This is a genomic window from Mesorhizobium sp. M1078 (assembly GCF_040318615.1).
In the GTDB taxonomy this organism is placed as follows: Bacteria; Pseudomonadota; Alphaproteobacteria; order Rhizobiales; family Rhizobiaceae; genus Mesorhizobium.
In genome coordinates this window covers 296,649-319,356 of sequence record NZ_JAMYMP010000001.1, presented here as the reverse complement: position 1 = coordinate 319,356, position 22,708 = coordinate 296,649, and the positions used below count along the sequence as shown (strand labels likewise).

The 22,708-nt window shown below is 63.4% G+C and carries 16 protein-coding genes and 1 pseudogene; 16 read left to right on the top strand and 1 reads right to left on the bottom strand.

All coding sequences use genetic code 11. From position 1 onward, the window contains the following. The first annotated feature begins 2 nt into the window (after positions 1-2). From NKH38_RS01625 to NKH38_RS01600, 6 genes are all read left to right on the top strand, one after another. A complete protein-coding gene (locus NKH38_RS01625; RefSeq protein WP_023691712.1) occupies positions 3-923 on the top strand; it encodes an ABC transporter permease in 921 nt (306 codons plus the stop codon). Continuing rightward, positions 916-1,716: an ABC transporter permease gene (locus NKH38_RS01620; protein ID WP_023671766.1), complete on the top strand. Its 801-nt coding sequence runs from the start codon at positions 916-918 to the stop codon at positions 1,714-1,716. Before NKH38_RS01625 ends, NKH38_RS01620 begins: the two co-directional genes overlap by 8 nt. 23 nt (positions 1,717-1,739) lie before the next feature. Then, the gene (locus tag NKH38_RS01615) at positions 1,740-2,774 is read left to right on the top strand and encodes an ABC transporter substrate-binding protein (protein ID WP_023735013.1); all 1,035 of its coding nucleotides are present in this window, start codon (positions 1,740-1,742) and stop codon (positions 2,772-2,774) included. A 62-nt stretch (positions 2,775-2,836) separates the two neighbouring features. Then, positions 2,837-4,033, top strand: a complete 1,197-nt coding sequence (locus NKH38_RS01610; protein WP_352758632.1) for a serine hydrolase domain-containing protein — start codon at positions 2,837-2,839, stop codon at positions 4,031-4,033. Between the two features lie 33 nt (positions 4,034-4,066). Further along, the gene (locus NKH38_RS01605; protein ID WP_352758629.1) at positions 4,067-5,248 is read left to right on the top strand and encodes a serine hydrolase domain-containing protein; all 1,182 of its coding nucleotides are present in this window, start codon (positions 4,067-4,069) and stop codon (positions 5,246-5,248) included. 114 nt (positions 5,249-5,362) lie between these two features. Continuing rightward, complete coding sequence (locus NKH38_RS01600) at positions 5,363-7,684, top strand: Tex family protein (protein ID WP_352758626.1); 2,322 nt, start codon at positions 5,363-5,365, stop codon at positions 7,682-7,684. 258 nt (positions 7,685-7,942) lie between these two features. Here NKH38_RS01600 and NKH38_RS01595 read toward each other — a convergent pair whose 3' ends face one another. Further along, entirely contained in the window at positions 7,943-8,854 is a 912-nt protein-coding gene (locus NKH38_RS01595) for a LysR family transcriptional regulator (RefSeq protein ID WP_352758624.1), read from the bottom strand. 106 nt (positions 8,855-8,960) lie between these two features. On the opposite strand from NKH38_RS01595, the gene NKH38_RS01590 reads away from it, so the two are divergent. From NKH38_RS01590 to NKH38_RS01545, 10 genes and pseudogenes are all read left to right on the top strand, one after another. Beyond that, the gene (locus tag NKH38_RS01590; protein ID WP_352758621.1) at positions 8,961-10,157 is read left to right on the top strand and encodes an acyl-CoA dehydrogenase; all 1,197 of its coding nucleotides are present in this window, start codon (positions 8,961-8,963) and stop codon (positions 10,155-10,157) included. A gap of 250 nt (positions 10,158-10,407) precedes the next feature. Further along, positions 10,408-13,767 carry a transglutaminase family protein gene (locus tag NKH38_RS01585; protein WP_352758618.1) on the top strand — a complete coding sequence of 1,120 codons (3,360 nt, stop codon included), beginning with the start codon at positions 10,408-10,410 and terminating at the stop codon, positions 13,765-13,767. Between the two features lie 6 nt (positions 13,768-13,773). Next, the gene (locus NKH38_RS01580; protein WP_352758615.1) at positions 13,774-16,185 is read left to right on the top strand and encodes a circularly permuted type 2 ATP-grasp protein; all 2,412 of its coding nucleotides are present in this window, start codon (positions 13,774-13,776) and stop codon (positions 16,183-16,185) included. A 1-nt stretch (position 16,186) separates the two neighbouring features. Next, on the top strand, positions 16,187-17,071 hold the full coding sequence (locus tag NKH38_RS01575) for a transglutaminase family protein (protein ID WP_023683456.1): 885 nt from the start codon (positions 16,187-16,189) through the stop codon (positions 17,069-17,071). Positions 17,072-17,152: 81 nt separating this feature from the next. After that, a pseudogene (locus tag NKH38_RS01570) lies at positions 17,153-18,108 on the top strand (glycosyltransferase family 2 protein). Further along, positions 18,101-18,979 carry a glycosyltransferase family 2 protein gene (locus tag NKH38_RS01565; protein WP_023741010.1) on the top strand — a complete coding sequence of 293 codons (879 nt, stop codon included), beginning with the start codon at positions 18,101-18,103 and terminating at the stop codon, positions 18,977-18,979. Before NKH38_RS01570 ends, NKH38_RS01565 begins: the two are co-directional and overlap by 8 nt. Then, positions 18,976-19,737, top strand: a complete 762-nt coding sequence (locus NKH38_RS01560; RefSeq protein ID WP_023686315.1) for a hypothetical protein — start codon at positions 18,976-18,978, stop codon at positions 19,735-19,737. The genes NKH38_RS01565 and NKH38_RS01560 overlap by 4 nt, the downstream gene beginning before the upstream one ends. 63 nt (positions 19,738-19,800) lie before the next feature. Beyond that, positions 19,801-20,901 (top strand): DNA topoisomerase IB, encoded by a 1,101-nt coding sequence (locus NKH38_RS01555; protein ID WP_023683452.1) that lies wholly within the window; start codon positions 19,801-19,803, stop codon positions 20,899-20,901. An 82-nt stretch (positions 20,902-20,983) separates the two neighbouring features. Beyond that, a complete protein-coding gene (locus tag NKH38_RS01550) occupies positions 20,984-21,358 on the top strand; it encodes a YciI family protein (protein ID WP_023671781.1) in 375 nt (124 codons plus the stop codon). Then, positions 21,355-22,629: an RNA polymerase sigma factor gene (locus NKH38_RS01545; RefSeq protein WP_023707663.1), complete on the top strand. Its 1,275-nt coding sequence runs from the start codon at positions 21,355-21,357 to the stop codon at positions 22,627-22,629. Before NKH38_RS01550 ends, NKH38_RS01545 begins: the two co-directional genes overlap by 4 nt. Positions 22,630-22,708: the final 79 nt, after the last annotated feature.

Sequence of the window (22,708 nt, the reverse complement as noted above, 5' to 3'; positions counted from 1 at the left end):
TCATGGCGACCGCGGAACAAGTCGCCAAGGCAGCGGAGCGGCGCGATGTGCGCGACCGCTGGCTGCTGTCAGCGCCAGCCTTGCTGGTGATCTTCCTCGCCGCGACCGGCCCCTTGCTGATCGTGCTGATCTACTCGTTCCTGACGCCTGGCCCCTATGGCGATGTGAAGTGGCAGTTTTCGCCCGATGCCTGGCTGTCGGTGTTCATGGAACGCGACATTTTCGACGATACGCTTTCGCTTGCGGCAGCGCATGTCACCATCTTCTGGCGCTCGATCAAGCTGGCGGTGATAACGACGATCGCCACTTTGGCATTGGGGTTTCCAACCGCCTATTTCATGGCGACGCGCAGCGAGAAAACCAGGGATCTCTGGCTGTTCCTGATCACCATTCCGTTCTGGACCAACCTTCTGATCCGCACCTTCGCCGTGCTGCAGATCATCCGCAACGAAGGCATCATCAACACCATCCTGATCAAGCTTGGTATCGTCTCGGCGCCGGTGCAGATCCTCTTCACCGACACGGCGATTCTGATCGGCATGGCCTATGTCTATCTGCCGCTGATGGTGCTGCCGATCTATGCCAGCATGGAGAAGCTTGATTTTCGCCTCGTCGAGGCGGGCTACGACCTCTACGCGACCCGATTCAAGGTATTGCGGAAGATCATTTTCCCGCTGGTCAAACCCGGCGTCATTGCCGGCTCCATCCTGGTCTTCATTCCAGCCCTTGGCGCCTATGTGACGCCGAGCGTGCTTGGCGGCGGCAAGAATATGATGCTGTCCAACCTGATCGAATTGCAGTTCGGCCAAGGCCGCAACTGGCCGCTCGGCTCGGCGCTGTCGATCACGGTGATGATCATCGTCATGGTGGCGCTGCTTGCCTATGTGCGCAATGCCGGCAAGTCGGGGGCGCGGCATGGCTAAGAACTTTTCCATCAAGCACCAGACCGGCTTCACGGTGATCGCTGCGACCTGTTTTATCGTGCTCTATCTGCCGATCATCGTGCTGGTCGCCTATGCCTTCAACGCGGCGAACTCGACGTCCGAATGGGGCGGCTTTTCGATGCGCTGGTTCCAGTCGGCTTGGCAGAACGTGCAAGTTATCGACGCGACGCTACGCTCGTTCCAGATCGGCGCCGTGGCTGCGGTGCTGTCGACAATCTTTGCCACCATGGCCGCGCTTGCCACCACGCGCACCGCGTCCTATCCGGGCCTCACCTTCAAATATGCGGCGATCAACCAGCCGCTGATGGTGCCCGAGATCGTCACGGGCGTGGCGCTGCTGATCTTCTTCTCGCGCATCAAGATCTTCACCGGCTATTCCGGCATTGGCTATCTGATCGCCGCCCACACGGCGTTCTGCATCCCGTTCGCCTATCTGCCGATCCGGGCGCGGCTGGAAAACATGGACCTGACGCTGGAGCGCGCGGCCGCCGATCTGTACGCGACGCCTTGGAAGACCTTCCGCCGCATCACGCTGCCGCTTTTGTGGCCCGGCATACTGGCCGGACTGATGCTGGCCTTCGTCATCTCGCTCGATGACGTCGTCATCACCGAGTTTGTCAAATCGGGCGGCCAGGATACGCTGCCCACCTACATGCTCGGCCAGATCCGCCGCGGCATCACGCCTGAGATCAACGCGATATCGACCGCCTTCCTGCTGCTTTCGGTCGCGATCGTCACGTTGTTTTTCTTCGTCAGCAGGAAAAGAGACTGAACCGACAAATGGGAGCTAAAACCATGAACTGGAAAACAACGACAGCCGCCATCGGGTTGGCGCTGCTCGCAACGACGAGCCTGGCCCGCGCCGATGGCGAGCTGAACATCTACAATTGGGGCAACTATACCAGCCCCGACGTGATCAAAAAGTTCGAAGCCAAATACAACGTCAAGGTGACGATCACCGATTACGATTCCAACGATACGGCGCTCGCCAAGGTACGCCAGGGCGGCACCGGCTTCGACATCGCCGTTCCGTCGCAAACCTACGTGCCGATCTGGATCAAGGAGGGCCTCGTGCAGGAGACCGATCCGGGCAAGATGGAGAACTTCAAGAACGTGGCGCCGGAATGGGCCAATCCAGACTTCGACCCCGGCCGCAAATATTCCGTGCCGTGGGCGCTGGGCACCGTCGGCGTTGTCGTCAACACCGATGCCTACAAGGGACCAGCCGACAGCTGGGGCATCATCTTCAACACGCCGGACGAGCTGAAGGGCAAGACTAATGTCGTTCCGGAGATGAATGACGTTATCTTCGCGGCGATCAAATATGTCGGCGGCCAGCAGTGCACCGACGACAAGACGGTGCTGAAGAAGGTGCGCGACACGCTTGTCGCGGCCAAGCCGAACTGGATCGCCATGGAATACAATACCATCGAAAAGATGGGCGCCGGCGACTTCAAGGCGACCAGCGACTGGAACGGCTCGGCGCTACGCCAGCGGTTGGCCAATCCGGCCATCCATTACAATTATCCGAAGGAAGGCTACGGCCTGTGGAGCGATAACGTCGTCGTTCTCAAGGAAGCCAAGAACGTCGAGAACGCCAAGCTGTTCCAGAACTTCATCATGGATCCGGAAAACGCGGCCGGCCTCTCGGCCTTCCATCGCTACGCAAACGCCATTACCGGCTCGGACAAGTACATGCCGGCCGACATGAAGGATGCGCCGGAAGTCGTCATTCCGGAGACTGCGAAGGCACAAGGCGAATTCCAGAAGATGTGCGCGCCTGAGATCCAGGACATCTACACCAAGATTTGGACCGAACTGCAGAAATAACCGCAGTCTGACAGACCCGGCGGCATCCGCCGCCGGGTCTTTTCTTTTCCGGAATGGCTTTCATGGACTCCTATCGCAACAGCGATCCGCGGCCGTCGATCATGCGGGGCTCGCCGCCTCAAATGGTGCTGCCGAAGCTCGACTGGGACCGGCCGCCATGGAATCGCTGGGCCTTCCAACACATCCGCGAATTCCTGCCGACCATCGAGGTCTGGCGCGGTAATGGCCATCGCCATCGTCTTGAGCGCGCAGAGACCGATCTCGACGCGCTGCCGGTGGAAGACAGCAAGGGCCGTCCGACGACGCTCGTTGGCCTGCTCGACGAGACCTACACGGACGGCTTCCTGGTGCTCAAAGACGGCAAGGTCGCCTATGAGCGCTATTTCAACGGCATGGCCGAGCGCACGCTGCATCTGTCGCAGTCGATGGCGAAGTCGGTAACAGGCACCGTGTTCGGTATTCTGGTTGGGCGCGGCTTGATCGACCCGGCCAAACCGGTGACCGCCTATCTGCAGGAGCTCGGCGCGACCGGCTGGGACGGCGCCAGCGTGCAGCATGTGCTTGACATGACGACGGGTGTTCGCTTTTCCGAGGAATACACCGATCGCTATTCCGATATCGGCCAGGTCGATGTCGCCACCGGCTGGAAGCCGGTGCCGCCGGACAGCGATCCGGATTTCCAATGGCCGCCGCATCTGTTCGAGTTGATCCTGCAGCTGAAGGACAAGGTGCGGCCGCATGGCGCCGCGTTCGAGTACCGCTCGATCGAGACCGACGTGCTTGCCTTCATCATGGAGCGGGTCACCGGTAAACGGCTGGCGCAGCTGGTGTCCGAGGAGCTGTGGCAAAAGCTCGGCGCCGACGAGAGCGCCTGCTTCACGGTTGACAGCGCCGGCTATGCGCTGGCCGATGGCGGCTTCAACGCGACGCTGCGAGACTACGCCCGCTTCGGCCAGTTGATCCTCGACAATGGCCGCGGCATCGTGCCGGCCGACTGGATCGAGGCGACGCGCAACGGCAGGCATGCGCCGGATTTCAATCGGAGCCTGCCGGAGGGCAGCTACCGCAACCAGTTCTGGATCGAAAACCCGCGCTCACGCGCACTGATGTGCCGGGGGGTGTTCGGGCAGATGATCCATATCGACTGGGACACCGGCATGGTCGTGGTCAAGCTTTCAAGCTATCCGGATTTCAGCAATGTCGCCTATTCGGTGGCAACGCTGAAGGCGGTGCACGCCATCGCCAAGGCGCTTGGTTGACCCACAACAAATCATCCCTCCGAGGAAACGTTCATGACCGGCAAGACTGCGTTCGAGATCCGCTACGGCTTTGCCCGCAATGAGGTGCTGCTCTCCAACTGGCGCGAAAACCCCTTCAACCGCTGGTCATTCCAGAACCTTGGCGAACTGGTGCCGACCGCTCCCGTGGCGGCGACGCCGGGAAGCGTCGAAGCGCCGGTGCGGGACCTGAGCGGCCTGCTCGGCGAAAAGGTTTCGATCGCCAGCGCCCCGGAAACGGTGGCCGAATTCCTCACACGTTCGACCAGCGACGCGCTGACGGTGATGAAGGCTGGCAAGGTCATCGGCGACTGGTTCGCGCCCAATATGGATTTCGGCGCCCGTCACATCATCTTTTCGATCAGCAAATCGGTCACCGCGATCATCGCCGGAATACTGGAAGGCGAGGGCGTGTTCGACCCGGAAGCGCCGGTGACCCAGTACATTCCGGAAGCCGCCGGTTCGGCCTATGCCGATGCAAGCTGCCGGCATGTGCTCGACATGAGCGTCAGCCTCGACTTCGAGGAGGCCTATCTCGATCCCGAAAGCGCCTTTGCCCGTTACCGTCGCGCTACGCTGTGGAATCCGGGCGGCGGCACTGAAAGCTTGCGCGAATTCATTCTGACCTTGCAGCGGCTCGAAGAACCGCACGGCAAAACCTTCCGCTACCGTTCGCCCAATTCCGATCTGCTCGGCCTGCTGCTCGAACGAGCTTCCGGCCAGCGCTTCCCGGACCTGATGCGCGAGAAACTGTGGCTACCGCTGGGTGCTGTCAGCGAGGCTTCGATCGGCGTCGACATGGAAGGTACGGCGCGCACCGCCGGCGGCATTTCGGTGACGCCGCGCGACCTGGCGCGTATCGGCGAGATGATGCGGCAGGGCGGCACGGCCAATGGCCGCGGCATCGTGCCGGAAGACTGGGTGCGCGATACGACCGTTGCCGGCGGCAGCGCGGAGGCCTGGCAGCGCGGCACAATGGTGCATCTGTTCCCGAAGGGCCGTTACCGTAACAAATGGTACCAGACGGGGGCGGCAAACGGCGCCTTCTGCGGCATCGGCATCCACGGCCAATGGCTCTACGTCAACCCGAAGACGGAAGTGGTGATTGCAAAAATGGGGTCGCAGCCGGTGCCTGAAGATTATCCGCTCGAACGCGAGATCGTTGCCTTTTTCGAGGCGCTGAGCGGGATGGTCTGAGGACGAGCCAAAGCAAGGCGCTTTCCTGTGGACCTCTTTGACGCTTGAGAACACTGCGGTTGGCGTGACGGACATCAGCGCCTATGGTCGCCGCTCTTTGCGACAGGGACCAGCATGGCAGCAGACAGCAAACGCATCGCATCCATCATCGCGGCAGAGATCGGGGCGCGGCCGGAGCAGGCATCAGCAGCTATAGGGCTGCTCGATGAGGGCGCGACGGTGCCGTTTGTGGCGCGCTACCGCAAGGAGGTCACCGGCGGGCTCGACGACACCCAATTGCGCGACCTTGCCGAGCGATTGGCCTATCTGCGCGAACTCGATGCGCGCCGCGATACCATTCTCGGTTCGATCCGCGAGCAGGGCAAGCTGACCGAAGAACTTGAGGCCAAAATTGTGGCTGCCGCCACCAAGGCTGAACTGGAAGACATCTACCTGCCCTACAAGCCCAAGCGGCGCACCAAGGCCGAGATCGCCCGGGAGCGCGGGCTGGCGCCATTGGCGGAGGCTATTTTGGCCAACCGGTCGTTGGTGCCCGCCGAGGCGGCGCTGGCTTATGTGACCGAGGATGTGACCGACGCCAAGGCCGCACTGGAAGGCGCACGCGACATCCTGTCGGAACAGTTTGCGGAAAATGCCGATCTGGTCGGCAAGCTTCGCACCTACATGAAGGAGCGCGCTTTCATGCGTGCCCGTGTCGTCGACGGTAAGCAGGAGGCCGGGGCGAAATTCTCCGACTATTTCGAGCATGTCGAGCGTTGGGCAAATGTTCCGAGCCACCGCGCGCTGGCCATGCTGCGCGGCCGCAACGAAGAGGTGTTGTCGCTCGACATCGAGGTCGATGCCGACGATGCCTCGCCGGTGAAGCCGGTCGAGCGGATGATCGCCAATGCCTACGCCATCGGCGGCAGCCTGCCGGGCGACCGCTGGCTGATGGAAGTCGCCGGCTGGACCTGGCGGATCAAGCTTTCGCTGCACCTGACGCTCGATTTGATGCGCGACCTGCGCGAGCGGGCGGAGGAAGAGGCGATCCATGTCTTTGCACGCAACCTCAAGGATTTGCTTCTGGCGGCACCCGCCGGCTCGCGGCCGACCATGGGGCTCGATCCCGGCATCCGCACCGGCGTCAAGGTCGCGGTGGTAGATGGCACCGGCAAGGTGCTGGCGACGACGACCGTCTATCCATTTCCGCCGCGGAACGATGTGCGCGGCACACAGGCCCAGCTCGCAGCACTCATCCGCCAGCATAAGGTCGAGCTGATCTCGATCGGCAACGGCACCGGCAGCCGCGAGACTGAAAAGCTGGTCGCCGACATGCTGTCCGACATGCCTTCGGATGGTAGGCCAAAGCCGCTCAAGGTGATCGTCAGCGAGGCCGGCGCCTCGGTCTATTCGGCCTCGGCGACAGCGGCGGCTGAGTTTCCCGGGCTCGACGTGTCGCTGCGCGGTGCGGTGTCCATAGCCAGGCGGCTGCAGGATCCGCTCGCCGAACTGGTCAAGATCGAGCCGAAATCGATCGGCGTTGGCCAGTACCAGCATGATGTCGACCAGTACCGGCTTGGCCGCTCGCTGGAGGCGGTGGTGGAGGACGCGGTGAATGCTGTCGGCGTCGATCTCAACACCGCCTCGGCGCCGCTTTTGGCCCGCGTGTCAGGCCTAGGCGCGTCGCTTGCCGATGCCATTGTCGCGCATCGCGATGCGACCGGGCCGTTCGCCAGCCGCAAGGAACTGCTCAAGGTGGCGCGGCTTGGACCGCGCGCGTTCGAACAATCCGCAGGCTTCCTGCGCATTGCCAATGGCAGCGAGCCGCTCGACGCCTCGTCGGTCCATCCGGAAGCCTATGGCGTGGCCAAGAAGATCGTCGCTGCCTGCGGCCGCGATGTGCGCTCGCTGATGGGCGACAGCGCAGCGCTCAAGGCGCTCGATCCGCGAGTCTTCGTCGACGAACGCTTCGGCCTGCCGACGGTGCGCGACATCATTGCCGAGCTGGAAAAGCCCGGCCGCGACCCGCGCCCCGGCTTCAAGACCGCAACCTTTGCCGATGGCATCGACGACATCAAGGATCTGAAGCCCGGCATGCTTCTGGAAGGCACCGTTACCAATGCCGCTGCCTTCGGCGCCTTCGTCGATATCGGCGTGCATCAGGACGGGCTGGTGCATGTCTCGCAACTGGCCGATCGTTTCATCAAGGACGCGCATGAGGTGGTGAAGGCCGGCGACGTGGTGAAGGTGCGGGTCGTCGATGTCGACATCAAGCGCAAGCGCATCGCGCTGTCCATGCGCAAGGACGGCGGCGAGGGCGGGACGCCGAAGGGGCCGCGCGACAATGGCGGCGGCAAGCCGGCGCAACCTTCGCCGATGCCGCGGCGTCAGCCGGAACGACCGGCACAGCAAGGCGCGTTTGGCGCAGCACTGGCCGATGCCTTGAAGCGGAAGTAGCCTCGAATGGTTCCTTGCAATCGCTAGAGCGTTATCTACCATCCTTGTGTGGAGATACGCGCGATATGGCAAGTTTCGAGAAAGTGAGTGTCCAAGAGTTGGGGCGTCTTTGGACGAGGGCATGGCGAGTGGCAGTTCGGTCGATGGAGACCAGGCTTTCGCCCGGATCAAAAGCAAGCTCGATGCGAAAGTTGCCGAACGCAAGTCGCAAAAACGCTGCGCTTCCAGCCGGAAACCGAGCCGATGAAGCGGAAGTAGCTACCAGGCCAGAACGGCCGGTTCCTTCTCAACCTGGCCCAGCAGCCAGTCGCGAAAGCTGACGACGGGCGGGTGGCCGCGCTTGTCGTTCGGGACGACGAGGTAGTAGGCGCTGCGGCTTTGCATCGGCTGTCCCGGCGCCGGCACGAGCTGACCGCGCTGCAATTCGCCGGCGATAAGAACTTGCGGCAGGAGCGCGACGCCAAGCCCCGCCATGCAGGCTTGGGCAACGGTGCCGAATTGCTCGAACTGCATGCCGGGTCCGATCGGTGCGCTCAAGCCCTGTTCCTCGAACCATTCGCCCCAGGCGCCAGGGCGCGTCGCCATGTGCAGCAGCGGCAGGCGGCTGATGTCGGCCGCCGTGGTGATATCGCGGCTGGCAAGGAAGTCGGGCGAAACCACCGGCATCACGGTTTCGCGCATCAACAATGTGGAATCGGCGTCCGGCCAGTCCGGCTGGCCATGATGGATAGCGGCGTCGAGGCGTTCGCGGGCGAAGTCGAAGCGGCCGATGCGGGTGACGAAGTTGATGGTGATGTCAGGGTTTTCTGCGACGAAATCCGGGATCAGCGGCATCAGCCAGCGCGTGCCGAAGGTCGGCAGTATGGCGAGGTTCAGCATGCCGCTATGCCGATTGCTCATCAATCCGAGCGCGGCGTCGCGCAATTGCCCGAGTGCCGCCCGCACGGCTTCGGCATAGATTTCGCCCGCCGTGGACAGCCGAACATTGCGGCTGTCGCGCTCGAACAGCCGGCGGCCGAACTGTTCCTCCAGAAGTGCTATCTGGCGGCTGACGGCCCCTTGGGTCAAATCGAGTTCCTGGGCGGCAGCGGTGAAGGAGCCAAGGCGGGCCACGGACTCGAAGGCGGCAAGGGCGCTGGTGCTGGGCAAAAGCCGGCGTTGGACGTTCATGATCCATTACTAAACCTCATTGATCGGTGATGCAATTTTGTTTGATTTTTCCGAAGCGAAGGCGGATAAGCCCGAGCACTTCAAGATTTTGGGAGAGAGCGAAGCCATGGCCGCCGACAAGAACGCGTTCGTTTGGGAAGACCCCTTCCTGATCGAGAACCAGCTTTCCGAGGATGAGCGCATGGTGCGCGATGGCGCGGCCGCCTTTGCCGCCGACAAGCTCGCGCCGCGCATCGAGGAGGCCTATCTCGAGGAAAAGACCGATGCCGGCATCTTTCGCGAGATGGGCGAGGCCGGCCTGCTCGGCATCACCATTCCCGAGGAATATGGCGGGCTCGGCGCCAATTACGTCACCTACGGGTTGGTGGCGCGCGAGGTCGAGCGGGTCGATTCCGGCTACCGGTCGATGATGTCCGTGCAGTCGTCGCTGGTGATGTATCCGATCCATGCCTATGGCTCGGAAGAACAGCGCAAGAAATTTCTGCCTAAGCTGGCCTCGGGCGAATGGATCGGCTGCTTCGGCCTGACCGAACCGGATGCGGGTTCCGATCCCGGCGGTATGAAGACGCGGGCCGAGAAGACCGCGAACGGCTACAGGATTTCCGGCTCGAAAATGTGGATATCCAACGCGCCGATCGCCGACGTGTTCGTGGTCTGGGCGAAGCTGAAGGGCGACAACGGCAAGGACGAAATCCGCGGTTTCGTGCTGGAGAAGGGCATGAAGGGGCTGTCGGCGCCGAAGATCGGCGGCAAGCTCAGCCTTCGCGCGTCGATCACCGGCGAAGTGGTGATGGAAGGCGTCGAGGTTGGCGAAGACGGGCTGCTGCCCAACGCCAAGGGCCTCGGCGGCCCATTCGGCTGCCTCAACCGGGCCCGCTACGGCATTTCCTGGGGCGCGATGGGCGCCGCCGAGGATTGCTGGCACCGGGCCCGGCAGTATGGACTCGACCGCAAGCAGTTCGGCAAGCCGCTCGCCGGCACGCAGCTGTTCCAGAAAAAGCTCGCCGACATGCAGACCGAGATTGCGCTCGGCTTGCAGGGCTCGCTGCGCGTCGGGCGGCTGATGGATGAAGGCAAGATGGCACCGGAGATGATCTCGATCGTCAAGCGCAACAATTGCGGCAAGGCGCTCGACATCGCCCGCCAGGCCCGCGACATGCATGGCGGCAACGGCATCCAGATCGGCTACCACGTTATGCGCCACGCGCAGAACCTGGAGACGGTCAACACCTATGAAGGTACGCATGACGTGCATGCGCTGATCCTTGGCAGGGCTCAGACGGGGATACAGGCGTTTTTCTAAAGCTGTGCCGATGTTCAGGTGAGGCCGGCCTGCAAATGGCCGATGCCTGCGCTTCCGGTGCTCGCGTACGAAAAGTACGCTCTGCTCCGGTTTTCGGTATCAGCCATTTTCGACTCGGCCTGACCTGAATCTCGACACAGCGTAGCCGGCTTCGGCTGCTTAATTTAGGTGCAGCGCAACATCTCTGCTTGGAGAATGGCCAATAGATGTGTCAGGGTTCGGCTGAAGAAACGCCGATCTCCGGGGCCCCATGGCAATACTGGCAGCCGTCTACCACCTGACCCATTACAAATATGACCGGCCGGTGGTTCTCGGGCCCCAGGTCATCAGGCTGCAGCCGGCACCGCATTCCCGCACCAAGGTGCTCAGCCATTCACTGAAGGTCGGGCCGGCGAACCACTTCGTCAATCTGCAGCAGGACCCCTACGGCAATTTCCTCGCCCGCTTCGTCTTCCCGGAACCGGTGACGGAATTGAAGATCGAGGTCGACCTCGTCGCCGACATGACGGTCTACAATCCGTTCGATTTCTTCGTCGAACCATCGGCCGAGACCTTCCCGTTCGAGTACCCCGAGGACATCAGGGACGATCTCGCCATCTACCGCACGCCGGAGCCGGCGGGGCCGCTGCTGTCTGCTTTCCTCGCAACCATCGACCGTAGCGCCACTAACACCGTCAACTTCGTCGTCGACCTCAATGCGCGGCTGCAGCGGGAGATCGCTTATATCGTGCGGATGGAAACCGGCGTGTTCTCGCCGGAGGAAACGCTGGCCGCGAAAAAGGGATCGTGCCGGGATTCGAGCTGGCTGCTGGTGCAAATCCTCAGGAATCTCGGCCTCGCCGCGCGTTTCGTCTCAGGCTATCTGATCCAGCTGAAGCCCGATCTGGTCGCGCTCGATGGCCCAGCCGGAACCGCCGTCGACTTCACCGACCTGCACGCCTGGTGCGAGGTCTATCTGCCGGGCGCCGGCTGGATCGGCTTCGATCCGACGTCCGGCCTGCTCACCGGCGAAAGCCATGTGCCGCTGGCGGCCACGCCGCATTTCCGCAACGCCGCGCCCATTTCCGGCATGGCGAGCTTTGCCAATGTCGAGTTCGGCTTCGACATGCGTGTCGACCGCATTGCCGAACATCCGCGCATCACCAAGCCGTTTTCGGACGAAAGCTGGCAGGCGCTGGATGCGCTGGGCAACAAGGTCGACGCCGCACTTCAAGCGGGTGATGTCAGGCTGACCATGGGCGGCGAGCCGACCTTTGTGTCGATCGACGATTTCGAGTCCGCCGAGTGGAACACCGCCGCCGTCGGCCCGACCAAGCGCGAAAAGGCCGATGCGTTGATCCGGAAACTGCGCGAGCGCTTCGCGCCGGGCGGTTTCCTCCATTACGGCCAGGGCAAATGGTATCCGGGCGAGAGCCTGCCGCGTTGGACCTTCTCGCTGTATTGGCGCACCGATGGCCAGCCGGTATGGAGCGATCCGTCGCTAATCGCACACGAAAAGAGCGATGCGAAGGTCGGGCCGCAGCAAGCCGAAAGCTTGCTGACGGCAATCGCCGGCGAACTCGGCATCGACAAGGCGATGGTCAGCGAGGCCTATGAGGACCCGGCCGAATGGCTGCTGAAGGAAGGCAAGCTGCCCGACAATGTCGATCCGTCCAACTCCAAGCTGGAAGACCCGGAAGAGCGCAGCCGCATGGCGAAAGTGTTCGAGCGCGGGCTGACCAAGCCGTCCGGCTACGTGCTGCCGGTGCAGCGCTGGAACAGCCAGGCTTCGGACCCGCGCTGGCGCTCGGAGAAGTGGAAGACGCGGCGCGGGCGGCTGTTCCTGGTGCCGGGCGATTCCCCTGTCGGTTACCGCCTGCCGCTGGGCACGCTGCCCTATGTGCCGCCGGCGCAGTTCCCCTATATCGTGCCGGTCGATCCGTCGCTGCCGCGTGGACCGCTGCCGGCGCGGGAAGCCATACTGCCAGAACCGGCTCCGGCCGAGCTGGAAGGCGCCGACGAGATGGCGCGACGCCAGCAGGCGATTTCTTTCACGGCGACGACCGGCCAGCAGGATAGGGTCGAACAGGAGATCACCGAGATCGGCGGCGCTGTGCGTACAGCACTTTCGGTCGAGCCGCGCGACGGGCGGCTTTGCGTGTTCATGCCGCCGGTCGAGGCGCTGGAAGATTATCTCGAACTGGTCGCAGCCGCAGAAAACGCGGCCAAGGCGATCCGCCTTCCCGTGCATATCGAAGGCTATGGACCGCCGCACGATCCGCGCCTCAACGTCATCAGGGTGGCACCCGATCCCGGCGTCATCGAGATCAACATCCATCCGGCTGCCAACTGGCAGGACTGCGTGGCGACGACGACGGCGATTTACGAGGAAGCACGGCAGACACGGCTTGGCGCCGACAAGTTCATGATCGATGGCCGCCACACCGGTACCGGCGGCGGCAACCATGTCGTCGTCGGCGGCGCAACGCCCAATGACAGCCCGTTCCTGCGCCGGCCCGATCTGTTGAAGAGCCTGGTGCTACAATGGCAGCGGCGCCCGTCGCTGTCCTATCTATTCTCCGGCCTGTTCATCGGCCCGACCAGCCAGGCGCCGCGCTTCGACGAGGCGCGGCATGACTCGCTTTACGAACTCGAGATCGCGATGGCGCAGGTGCCGCATCCCGACCAGGGCAACGCACCGCTGCCTTGGCTGGTCGACCGACTGTTCCGAAATCTGTTGACTGACGTCACCGGCAATACGCACCGCTCGGAAATCTGCATCGACAAGCTGTTTTCGCCCGATGGCCCGACCGGCCGGCTTGGGCTTGTCGAGTTCCGCGGTTTCGAGATGCCGCCCAATGCGCGCATGTCGCTGGCGCAGCAATTGCTGGTGCGCGCCATCATCGCCCGTGCGTGGAAGAACCCGCTTGATGGCCGCTTCGTGCGCTGGGGCACCTCGCTCCATGACCGTTTCATGCTGCCGCACTATGTCTGGGCGGATTTCCTCGACGTGCTCGACGACCTCAAGCTCAACGGGTTCGAATTCCGGCCGGAATGGTTCGATGCCCAGCTGGAGTTCCGCTTTCCGTTCTGCGGCGAAGTCCAGCATGCCGGCATCAAGCTGGAACTGCGGCAGGCGCTGGAGCCGTGGCATGTGATGGGTGAGCAAGGCGCCATCGGCGGCACCGTGCGCTTCGTCGATTCCTCGGTCGAACGGCTGCAGGTCAGGACCGAAGGCCTCAACCCGGAACGTCATGCCATTGTCTGCAATGGCCGAATCGTGCCGATGAAGGTCACCGACAATCGCGAGGTCGCGGTGGCCGGTGTGCGCTTCAAGGCCTGGCAGCCTTCGTCGGGCCTGCATCCGGCGCTGCCGGTCAACACGCCTTTGGTCTTCGACATTTACGACCGTTGGTCGGGGCGGGCGGTGGGCGGCTGCGTCTACCATGTCGCGCATCCAGGTGGGCGCAGCTACGACACGTTCCCGGTCAACGGCAATGAGGCCGAGGCGAGGCGTCTCGCCCGCTTCGAGCCGCGCGGCCATACGCCGTCGGCCTATGTGCTGCGCAATGAAGAAGCCTCTGAAGACTTCCCCATGACCCTTGACCTCAGGCGGCCAGCAAGACTCTGATCAGCAATGGCAAAGGGGAATCAGAAAAAGGTCCGCGGCAAGCCGCTGAGGCACAGGCTGCTGGAGCACTACCAGCCGATTGACGGCGTCGTCGACGAGATGGTCGATGCTTCGGGCCATCCGCGTCCGGCCTGGGCGCCCTTCATCGAGGCGCTGGAGGAGCTGGGTCCCGAAAAGCTGGGCCAGCGCTTTGCCCGCGCCGACCAGTATCTGCGCGATGCCGGGGTCTACTACCGCGTCTACGACAAGGCCGGCGCCAATGAGCGCGAATGGCCGTTGGCGCATATCCCGCTGCTGATCGAAGACAAGGAATGGGCAGGAATCAGCGCCGGTCTCGTCCAGCGGGCCGACCTTTTCGAGGAGATAGTCGCTGATATCTACGGGCCGAACCGGCTGATCGAGAAGGGAATCCTGCCGGCAGGCCTGATTGCGGCGAGCCCCGAATATTTGCGCCCCGTCGTCGGCACCATGCCGGCCAGCGGTCATTTCCTGCATTTTTGCGCCTTCGAGCTCGGCCGTGGGCCGGATGGAAGCTGGTGGGTGCTGGGCGACCGCACGCAGGCGCCGTCGGGCGCCGGCTTTGCGCTGGAAAACCGCGTCGCCACGACGCGGGCTTTGTCCGACGTCTATGGCGAGATGCATGTGCATCGCCTGGCCGGTTTCTTCCGCCGCTTTCGCGATGCGCTGATCGGCATGGCGAAGGAGAATGACGGCCGCGTCGCCATTCTGACGCCGGGGCCGCTCAACGAGACCTATTATGAGCACGCCTATATCGCCCGCTATCTCGGCATCATGCTGCTCGAGGGCGAGGATCTGACCGTCGCCGGCGGCAAGCTGATGGTGCGCACGGTTTCGGGGCTGATGCCGATCAGCGTGCTGTGGCGGCGGCTCGATGCCGCCTTTGCCGATCCGCTGGAACTGAGGTCGGACTCGCATATCGGCACGCCGGGGCTGGTCGAGGCGATCCGCCGCGGCACCGTGTCTACGGTCAATGCGCTGGGGTCGGGCTTGATGGAAACCCGGGCGCTGCTCGCCTTCCTGCCGAAGATTTCGCGCGCATTGCGCGGCGAAGAACTTCTGTTGCCAAGCGTCGCCACCTGGTGGTGCGGGCAAGCAACCGAACGAGCCCATGTGCTTGCCAACATCGATCGCATGGTGATCGGTCCGGCGCTGTCGACGCGGCTGGCCTTCGAGGATGACGGCCAGACCAGGCTCGGTTCGGCACTGACGCCGGAGGAACGCATCGCGCTGATCGCGCGCATCGAGAGCGATGGCAGCGGTTTCGTCGGCCAGGAAGCGGTGACGCTGTCGACGACGCCGGTCTATGTCGGCGGCTGGCTGGAACCGCGACCGGCAAGCCTGCGCGTCTATCTGGCGCGCACGCCCGATGGCTGGACGGTAATGCCGGGCGGTTTCGCCCGTGTCGGCCTTTCGCTCGACCCGACGGCCATCGCCATGCAGCGCGGCGGCCAGGCGGCCGACGTCTGGGTGGTCAGCGACCGGTCGGTCGAGCGCGAGACGCTGCTGCCGCAGGAGCATGACAGCTTCGTCCGCACCATGCCGGGGAGCCTGCCCAGCCGCGCGGCGGAAAACCTGACCTGGCTCGGCCGCTATATCGAGCGCTCGGAGGATACGGTTCGCATCCTGCGCGCCTATCATGTGCGGCTGGCCGAGACATCCGATCCTGACATGCTGCTGCTCGCCGATATAAGGGACTATCTCGAACCCTTCGGCATCGATCTCGAAGCGGCCATTCCGCCCGGATTGATCGGCACGCTGGACAGCGCCGTCTACAGCGCCGGACAGATCCGCGACCGCTTTTCGCCCGATGGCTGGCTGGCGCTGAAGGACCTGTCGAAGACCATTCATCAGTTCGCCACCACGGTGGCGCCGGGTGACGACGCGACACGGGCGATGACGGTCATGCTGCGCAAGCTCGCCGGTTTCTCTGGCCTGTTGCACGAGAATATGTACCGTTTCACCGGCTGGCGTTTCCTCGAGATCGGCCGGCGGATCGAGCGCGGCATCCAGATCGCCCGTACGCTAGCCCGACTGACAAGGTCCGGTGCGCCGGACGGCTCGCTCGACATGATGCTGGAGATCGGCGACAGCGTCATGACCCACCGCCGGCAATATCCGGTGCGGGCCGGACGGCGCACGGTGATCGACCTCTTGGCGCTCGACCCACTCAACCCGCGCTCGATCCTGTTCCAGCTCGAACGGCTGAAGGCGGAGATCGGCCTGTTGCCATCGGTTGGGCCGGAGGGGCATATGTCGGTCGCGGCCAAGGAAATCCTGCAGCTCAACACGGCAATTGCCGTCATGGAGCCATCGGAGATGTCGGCGGAGGTGCTGGACGATCTCGCAACTGAGATCGGCAACCTCTATAGCAGCCTGGCTAAAGCGTATTTCGGTTAACATGCTGTACGATATCAGGCTTCATCTCAGCTACGATTATGACGCCGCGGCCGGTGGCAGCCGGCATCAGGTGCGTGTATTGCCGCCGACCATTGCCGGCGTGCAGCGCGTGATCGCGGCCTCGCTTTCGTTTGTGCCGACCCCATCGGAGCGCACGGATTTTGCCGATTTCTTCGGCAACAATGTCACCGCGATCGCCTTTCGCGACGTCCATGACGGGCTCGACATCAGAATGAGCGCGCGCGTGTCGGTGTCACGGCCGGAGCCTGGGCTCGACGTGTCGCCCGATCTGCAGCGCCTGCGGGAAGAACTCGGCGCCGTACGGTCACTGGCGCCGGATGCACCGCATCACTTTCTCGCCGCCAGCGATCATGCCGGCATCGATGCGGCGATCACCGCCTATGCCCGCGACAGCGCCGGCGGCTCGACGGTCGGCATGGCCATCGATCTGTGCAACCGCATCCACCGCGACTTCACCTATGACGGGGAAGCGACCACGGTGCGTACCGGGGCCAGCGATGCCTTCCGTTTGAAGCGGGGCGTGTGCCAGGACTTCTCCCACATCATGATCGCCGGCCTGCGCGGGCTAGGTATTCCTGCGGGTTATGTCAGCGGCTTCCTGCGCACCATTCCCCCGAAAGGGAAGCCGCGGCTCGAAGGCGCCGATGCCATGCATGCCTGGGTCAAGGTGTGGTGTGGGCGCGATGCCGGCTGGCAGGAATTCGACCCGACCAATGGCATGCGGGCCAGCAACGACCACATCACCGTTGGCTATGGCCGCGACTATTCCGACGTGGCTCCGATCGTCGGCGTGCTGAAAACCACCGGCGGCCAGGTCGGCGACCAGGCCGTCGACGTCATTCCGGTCGCGCTTGAGAAGGCCTGACAGCCTCGAAGCACAGCTTCTCAACAACGGCGATGCCCGTTATGGTCGGTTGAAACCTTCGGGGAGGATCGGTCGGCAGGCATGCTGATGCGGAGTTCGGTATTGACGGCAATCAGTGTCATCATCCCGGCGCACAATGCGGCGGCAACCATAGCGGCCACGCTGGCCTCGCTTCGTTCCGAAGCCGAGGTTATCGGCGAGGTGCTGCTGGTCGATGATTCCTCCTCGGAGGGACGGCAGAAGCCGCGCTGAATGCCGCCACGCAATTCTCGTTGCCGTTGCGCGTGCTCATGAGCAACTGCCGGGACGCGGGCGGCTCCCGCAATGTGGCGCTGGCGCAGGCGCAATGCTCCTGGATCTACCTGATCGACGCCGACGACTTGCATCTGGAGGGCGGGCTGCGGTCGATGCTGGTCCGGGCGGGGGCGCAGCCGGCCGCCGACATGGTGATCGGCGCCTACCGTCGGCGCACCGATGGCGAGAACCGGAACCTCAAGCTTCCAGCCGGCTACATAGAAGATGGTATAGCCAATGCCTCGGCCTATCTGGAAGGTCACATTCGCTCGATCGCCGTGGGCAGTGCGCTGGTTTCCCGGCGCGTCGTCGGCGACACGCGCTTCCCGACCGGGCTTGCCTATGACGAGGACACGCTGTTCTGGTCCAGGCTGATGGGCAGGGCGTCGCTTGCCCTGATCGTGCATCCCGTCATGATCTACCACGTTTCGGCAGTGCGTTCCGATGATCGCTTCATCACCAGGCCGGTGCGCCGCTTTCTCGACTGGCGGCTGGCGCTGCGCGAGCTGACTGACTGTGGCATCCCACTATCGTCGCTAAAAACCAGGGAGGGGCTGGTCGCCCTCAAGATCGCCAGGGTTCACTATGCGCGCGGCGATCTGGAGACGGCGGCGCGGTTCCTGAGGATCGCGGCGGCGGCGCCGAAGGTGCGGTCGAACACCTGGCGTTGCAGGCGCTACCAGCTGAAGCTGGCGCTGCGGCGCTGGTTTTCCTCTCCGCGCGTCCAGTTGCAACGTGCCTGAATCAGCCCCGCCGCAGCTTGCCGTCATTGTCATCGGCTATCGCGCGCCGGCTCAAATCGTCGAGGCGGTGACATCCCTGCTTGATCAGAATGCGCCGCTTGAGATCATGGTGGTCAACTCGGGCGGAGGCGAGGTCCTGGCGCTGCTGACCGGCGCCGGGGTCAAGGTGCCAGTGATCGAGGTCGGTCGAAGGCTGTTTGTCGGCGCAGCCCGCAATCTCGGCATTGCGGCCACCAAAGCGCCTTTCGTTGCCTTTCTTGCCGATGATTGCCTCGCCTGTTCGGGCTGGGCCGAGGCACGGATGCAGCGGCATCTGGCTGGCGACCGCGCCGTGGCGAGCGCGATGGTGAATAGCCATCCGCGCAATCTGATCGCCTGTGCGGCTCATCTGATCATGTTCATGCGACGGCTTCCCGGTCTGCCGTCGGATCGTGCGCTGCGTTACGGCGTGTCGTTCGATCGGCGGCTGTTCGATGAATATGGCTTGTTCGATGAAACCATGCCTGCTGCCGAAGACACCGAATTTCTGGGGCGGCTGCCGCAGGAACTGCAGCCGGTCTGGGAGCCTAAGGTGCAAACCGTTCATCGCAACGAAACCCGGCTGTCCAGATTGCTTGCCGATCAGTACAGGCGCGGCTGTCGCCGCGGCGATTACCTCGCAGCGTCCGCCCTGAACACTCCGTTTCGGTGTTTTCGCGACACGTTTCGCGATCGGCGGAATGCCCGCAAGCTGGCGAAGATCGGGCTTTCCGATCGGGATCGAACTTTCGCGATGATGTCGATGCCAATTGTCTGGCTTGCCCTGCTGGTCAAATCCGTGGGTGTCTATATTGGCGTGCGAAATCGCGTGAAAGCGGCAACAAGAAAATGATAACGAGCCAAATCAAGCCTCGACGCTGGCGACGGAGCCGACTGTTCTGGACGCGCCAGAGAACGGTCGCAGTTTTCAGCTATCGTTATGACGCGCATCTGGTTGCCGATCTGATCACCAATATCGATCCGGTCGTTGACGGCTGGATTGCCTATGACGATCGCGGGGCGACCGGCGTGTTCAGCAGCGAGCCGCAGCGGCGGCGGATCTTGCTCGACGCAGCGCATGAAGCTGCCGCCGACTGGATCCTGGCTATTGATCCCGATGAGCGGCTGGAACGCGGTACCGCGGAGCGGATCGGACAGCTGACGGGGGATTACAGGCGCATGGCCTGGGGGTTCCGGCTCCGCGAATTGTATTCGCCGACCGAGTACCGGGTCGACGGGCTGTGGGCCGAAAAGTTCCAGTATCGTCTGTTCAGAGCCTACGATCCGGCGAAGTACCGACCAGAGGACCTGCACGGGCTCTGGTATCCTCCCGATCTTGGTTTCAAGGCCCGCAACAGCGGGCTCAACCTCTATCATTTAAAGATGATGGAGCCGAAGCGGCGGATCGCCCGCCGCAATCTCTACCACCACCTTGATCCAAAGGGGCTCCTGCAGGATGTGGGCTATGACTACCTTGCCGATGAGGCAGGGGCCGTGTTCGAACAGATTCCGCCCGGGCGCGACTACCATCCGCCTCACGTCGACGATGGCGGCCTCTGGATGGCCGTGCCGGCTGGTGCCACCATTGGTGGACCCGACCACATTCCATAGCAACGGGGTGGAACCAGCAGTCGGCTTAGCGCTTATCTACGAGAAAAATTTCGTGGAGCGGGCATGCTTGACAAATCTGGGACGCCATCCGGCCGGTCGGCTGCCGGACGGGGGGACGATGGAGCGCCGAAGAACGGCGCGCAGACCGCTGCCGAACAGGCCTCGCTCACCTATATCAGCGACAGCGAGCCGGGGATCCGGCGCCTGAAGGCGGGCGAAGGCTTTTCCTACAAGGGCGCGAAAGGACAGGCCGTCGGCGCGGCAGCCATTGCCCGCATCAAGGCGCTGGCCATTCCGCCGGCATGGACGGATGTGTGGATCTCGCCCGATCCCGCCGGCCACATCCAGGCGACCGGCCGCGACCAGCGCGGGCGCAAACAGTACCGCTACCATCCGCTGTGGGCCGCCGAGCGCGACGGCGCCAAATACTCCAGCCTTGTCGCCTTTGCCGAAAGCCTGCCGGAGCTGCGCCGCCGGATCGATGCCGATCTGCGCCGCCGTGGCCTGCCGGCCGAGCGCGTCGTGGCGGCAATTGTCTGGCTGCTCGACAACACGATGATCCGGGTCGGCAATGCCGCCTATGCCCGCGACAACAAGAGCTTTGGGCTGACGACGCTACGCGACCGCCACGTCGACATCAAGGGATCGAGCCTGCGCTTTGCCTTCAAGGGCAAGTCCGGCAAGGAATGGAAATTGAAGCTGGTCGACCGCCGCATCGCCCGGGTCGTGCGCGGCGCGCAGGATATTCCGGGGCAGCAACTGTTCCAATATCTCGACGAGGATGGCGAGAGGCATGGAGTGCGCTCCGACGATGTCAACCGCTATATCCGCGACGCGATCGGCGCCAATTTCAGCTCCAAGCATTTCCGCACCTGGGGCGGCACCATCCATGCCGCGTCGCTGTTTGCGCGGACGGAGCTTCCCGAAAGCCAGGCGCAGACCAAGCGTGTAATGAACGCCGTCATCGACAAGGTGGCCGAGCGGCTCGGCAACACACGCGCCGTCTGCCGCAAATGCTACATCCATCCACAGGTTTTCGAAGCCTGGGTGGAAGGGCGGCTGCTTAGCGAAATGACCGAGGCCAACAAACGCAAGCGATCGATAGACGGTCTCGACGATGAAGAGGCTCTTGTGCTGAGATGGTTGAAGGCAAGCGAAGGCTGACAAAAATGGCGTAACTTTTTTGTCGACGCCATGTCGGCATAGGCCCTACTGTTTCGTCCTTTGAGACAGAAAAGGACGTCCCATGCTCTACGCTATCCTCTGCTATGCCTCCGAAGATGTCGTCTCCTCCTGGAGCAAGGCACAGGATGACGAGGTCATGGCAAAGCTCATGCATGTGCAGGAAAAATACGCTCAAGCCGGCCGGCTTGGGCCGGTGGCGCGGCTTTTGCCCACCACCGCCGCGACGACGCTGCGCAAGGTCAAGGGCGAATCGGTCGTCATCGACGGCCCGTTTGCCGAGACCAAGGAACAGTTCCTCGGCTTCTACACGCTGGAATGCGCCGATCTCGACGAGGCCGTCGACTTCGCGCGCGAGCTTTCCGAGGTCAATCCCAGCGGCGGATCCTATGAGATCCGACCGGTTTCCGTCTTCAACCCAACCAGAGTAGCCACATGACAGACCTCGCCTGGATAAGCTCGGCGATCAGCGCTGCCCGCCCGCAGGCTATGGGTGCGCTGCTGCGCTATTTCCGCAATCTCGATACGGCGGAGGAAGCTTTCCAGGACGCGTGCCTGAGGGCACTCAAGAACTGGCCGCAGAACGGGCCGCCGCGCGATCCTGCGGCGTGGCTGATCTTTGTCGGCCGCAACACCGGCATCGACGCGGTGCGCAAGCGCGCCAAGCAGGCGCCGATGCCGGAAGAGGACCAGATCTCGGACCTGGAAGATGCCGAGAGCGATATCGCCGAACGGCTGGACGGCGCGCACTACCGCGACGATATATTGCGGCTCTTGTTCATCTGCTGCCATCCGGATCTGCCCCCTACGCAGCAGATCGCGGTGGCGCTGCGCATCGTCTCCGGTCTCACCGTCAAGCAGATCGCGCGTGCGTTCCTGGTCGGCGAAAGCGCCATGGAACAGCGCATCACGCGCGCCAAGGCGCGCATTGCCGATGCCGGCGTGCCGTTCGAGACGCCCGGCGCGGTCGAGCGCTCGGAGCGGCTCGCCGCCGTTGCCGCCATGGTCTATCTGATCTTCAACGAAGGTTATTCCACCAACAGCGGCGAGGCGCCGGCGCGTGCGCCGCTTTGCGAGGAGGCGATCCGGCTGGCGCGCCTGTTGCTGCGGCTGTTCCAGACCGAACCGGAGATCATGGGCCTGACGGCATTGCTTTTGCTGCAGCATGCGCGCGCGCCGGCCCGCTTCGACGAGAATGGCGAGATCGTGCTGCTCGACGACCAGGACCGCTCGCTGTGGAGCCGCAAGATGATCGACGAAGGCCTGGCGCTGGTCGACAAGGCCCTGCGCCACCAGAAGCCCGGACCCTACCAGGTGCAGGCGGCGATCGCCGCCCTTCATGCGCGGGCGGCAACCCCCGAGGAGACCGACTGGACAGAGATCGACCTGCTCTACAGCCTGCTGGAGGCGATGCAACCTTCGCCGGTGGTGACGCTGAACCGTGCCGTTGCGGTCGCCAAGGTGCGCGGGCCGGAAGCTGCCCTTGCCATGATCGAGCCGCTTGGCGAGAGGCTGTCCGGCTATTTCCACTTCTTCGGCCTCAAGGGCGGTCTGTTGATGCAGCTCGGCCGTGGCGAAGAGGCGCGTGTCGCCTTCGATCGCGCCATTGCGTTGGCCAACACGGCAGCGGAAGCCGCCCATATCCGCATGCATATCGACCGGCTGATGCGGGACGGAGCCGTGAAGGCGCCGGCGAAGACAGCGCACTAAGCCTGTTCCTCCTCTGGCTCAATCGTGCAATCCCGGCTTGGACCATGCCGGGGTGGCGATTTTCCCCTGAAACGAGTAA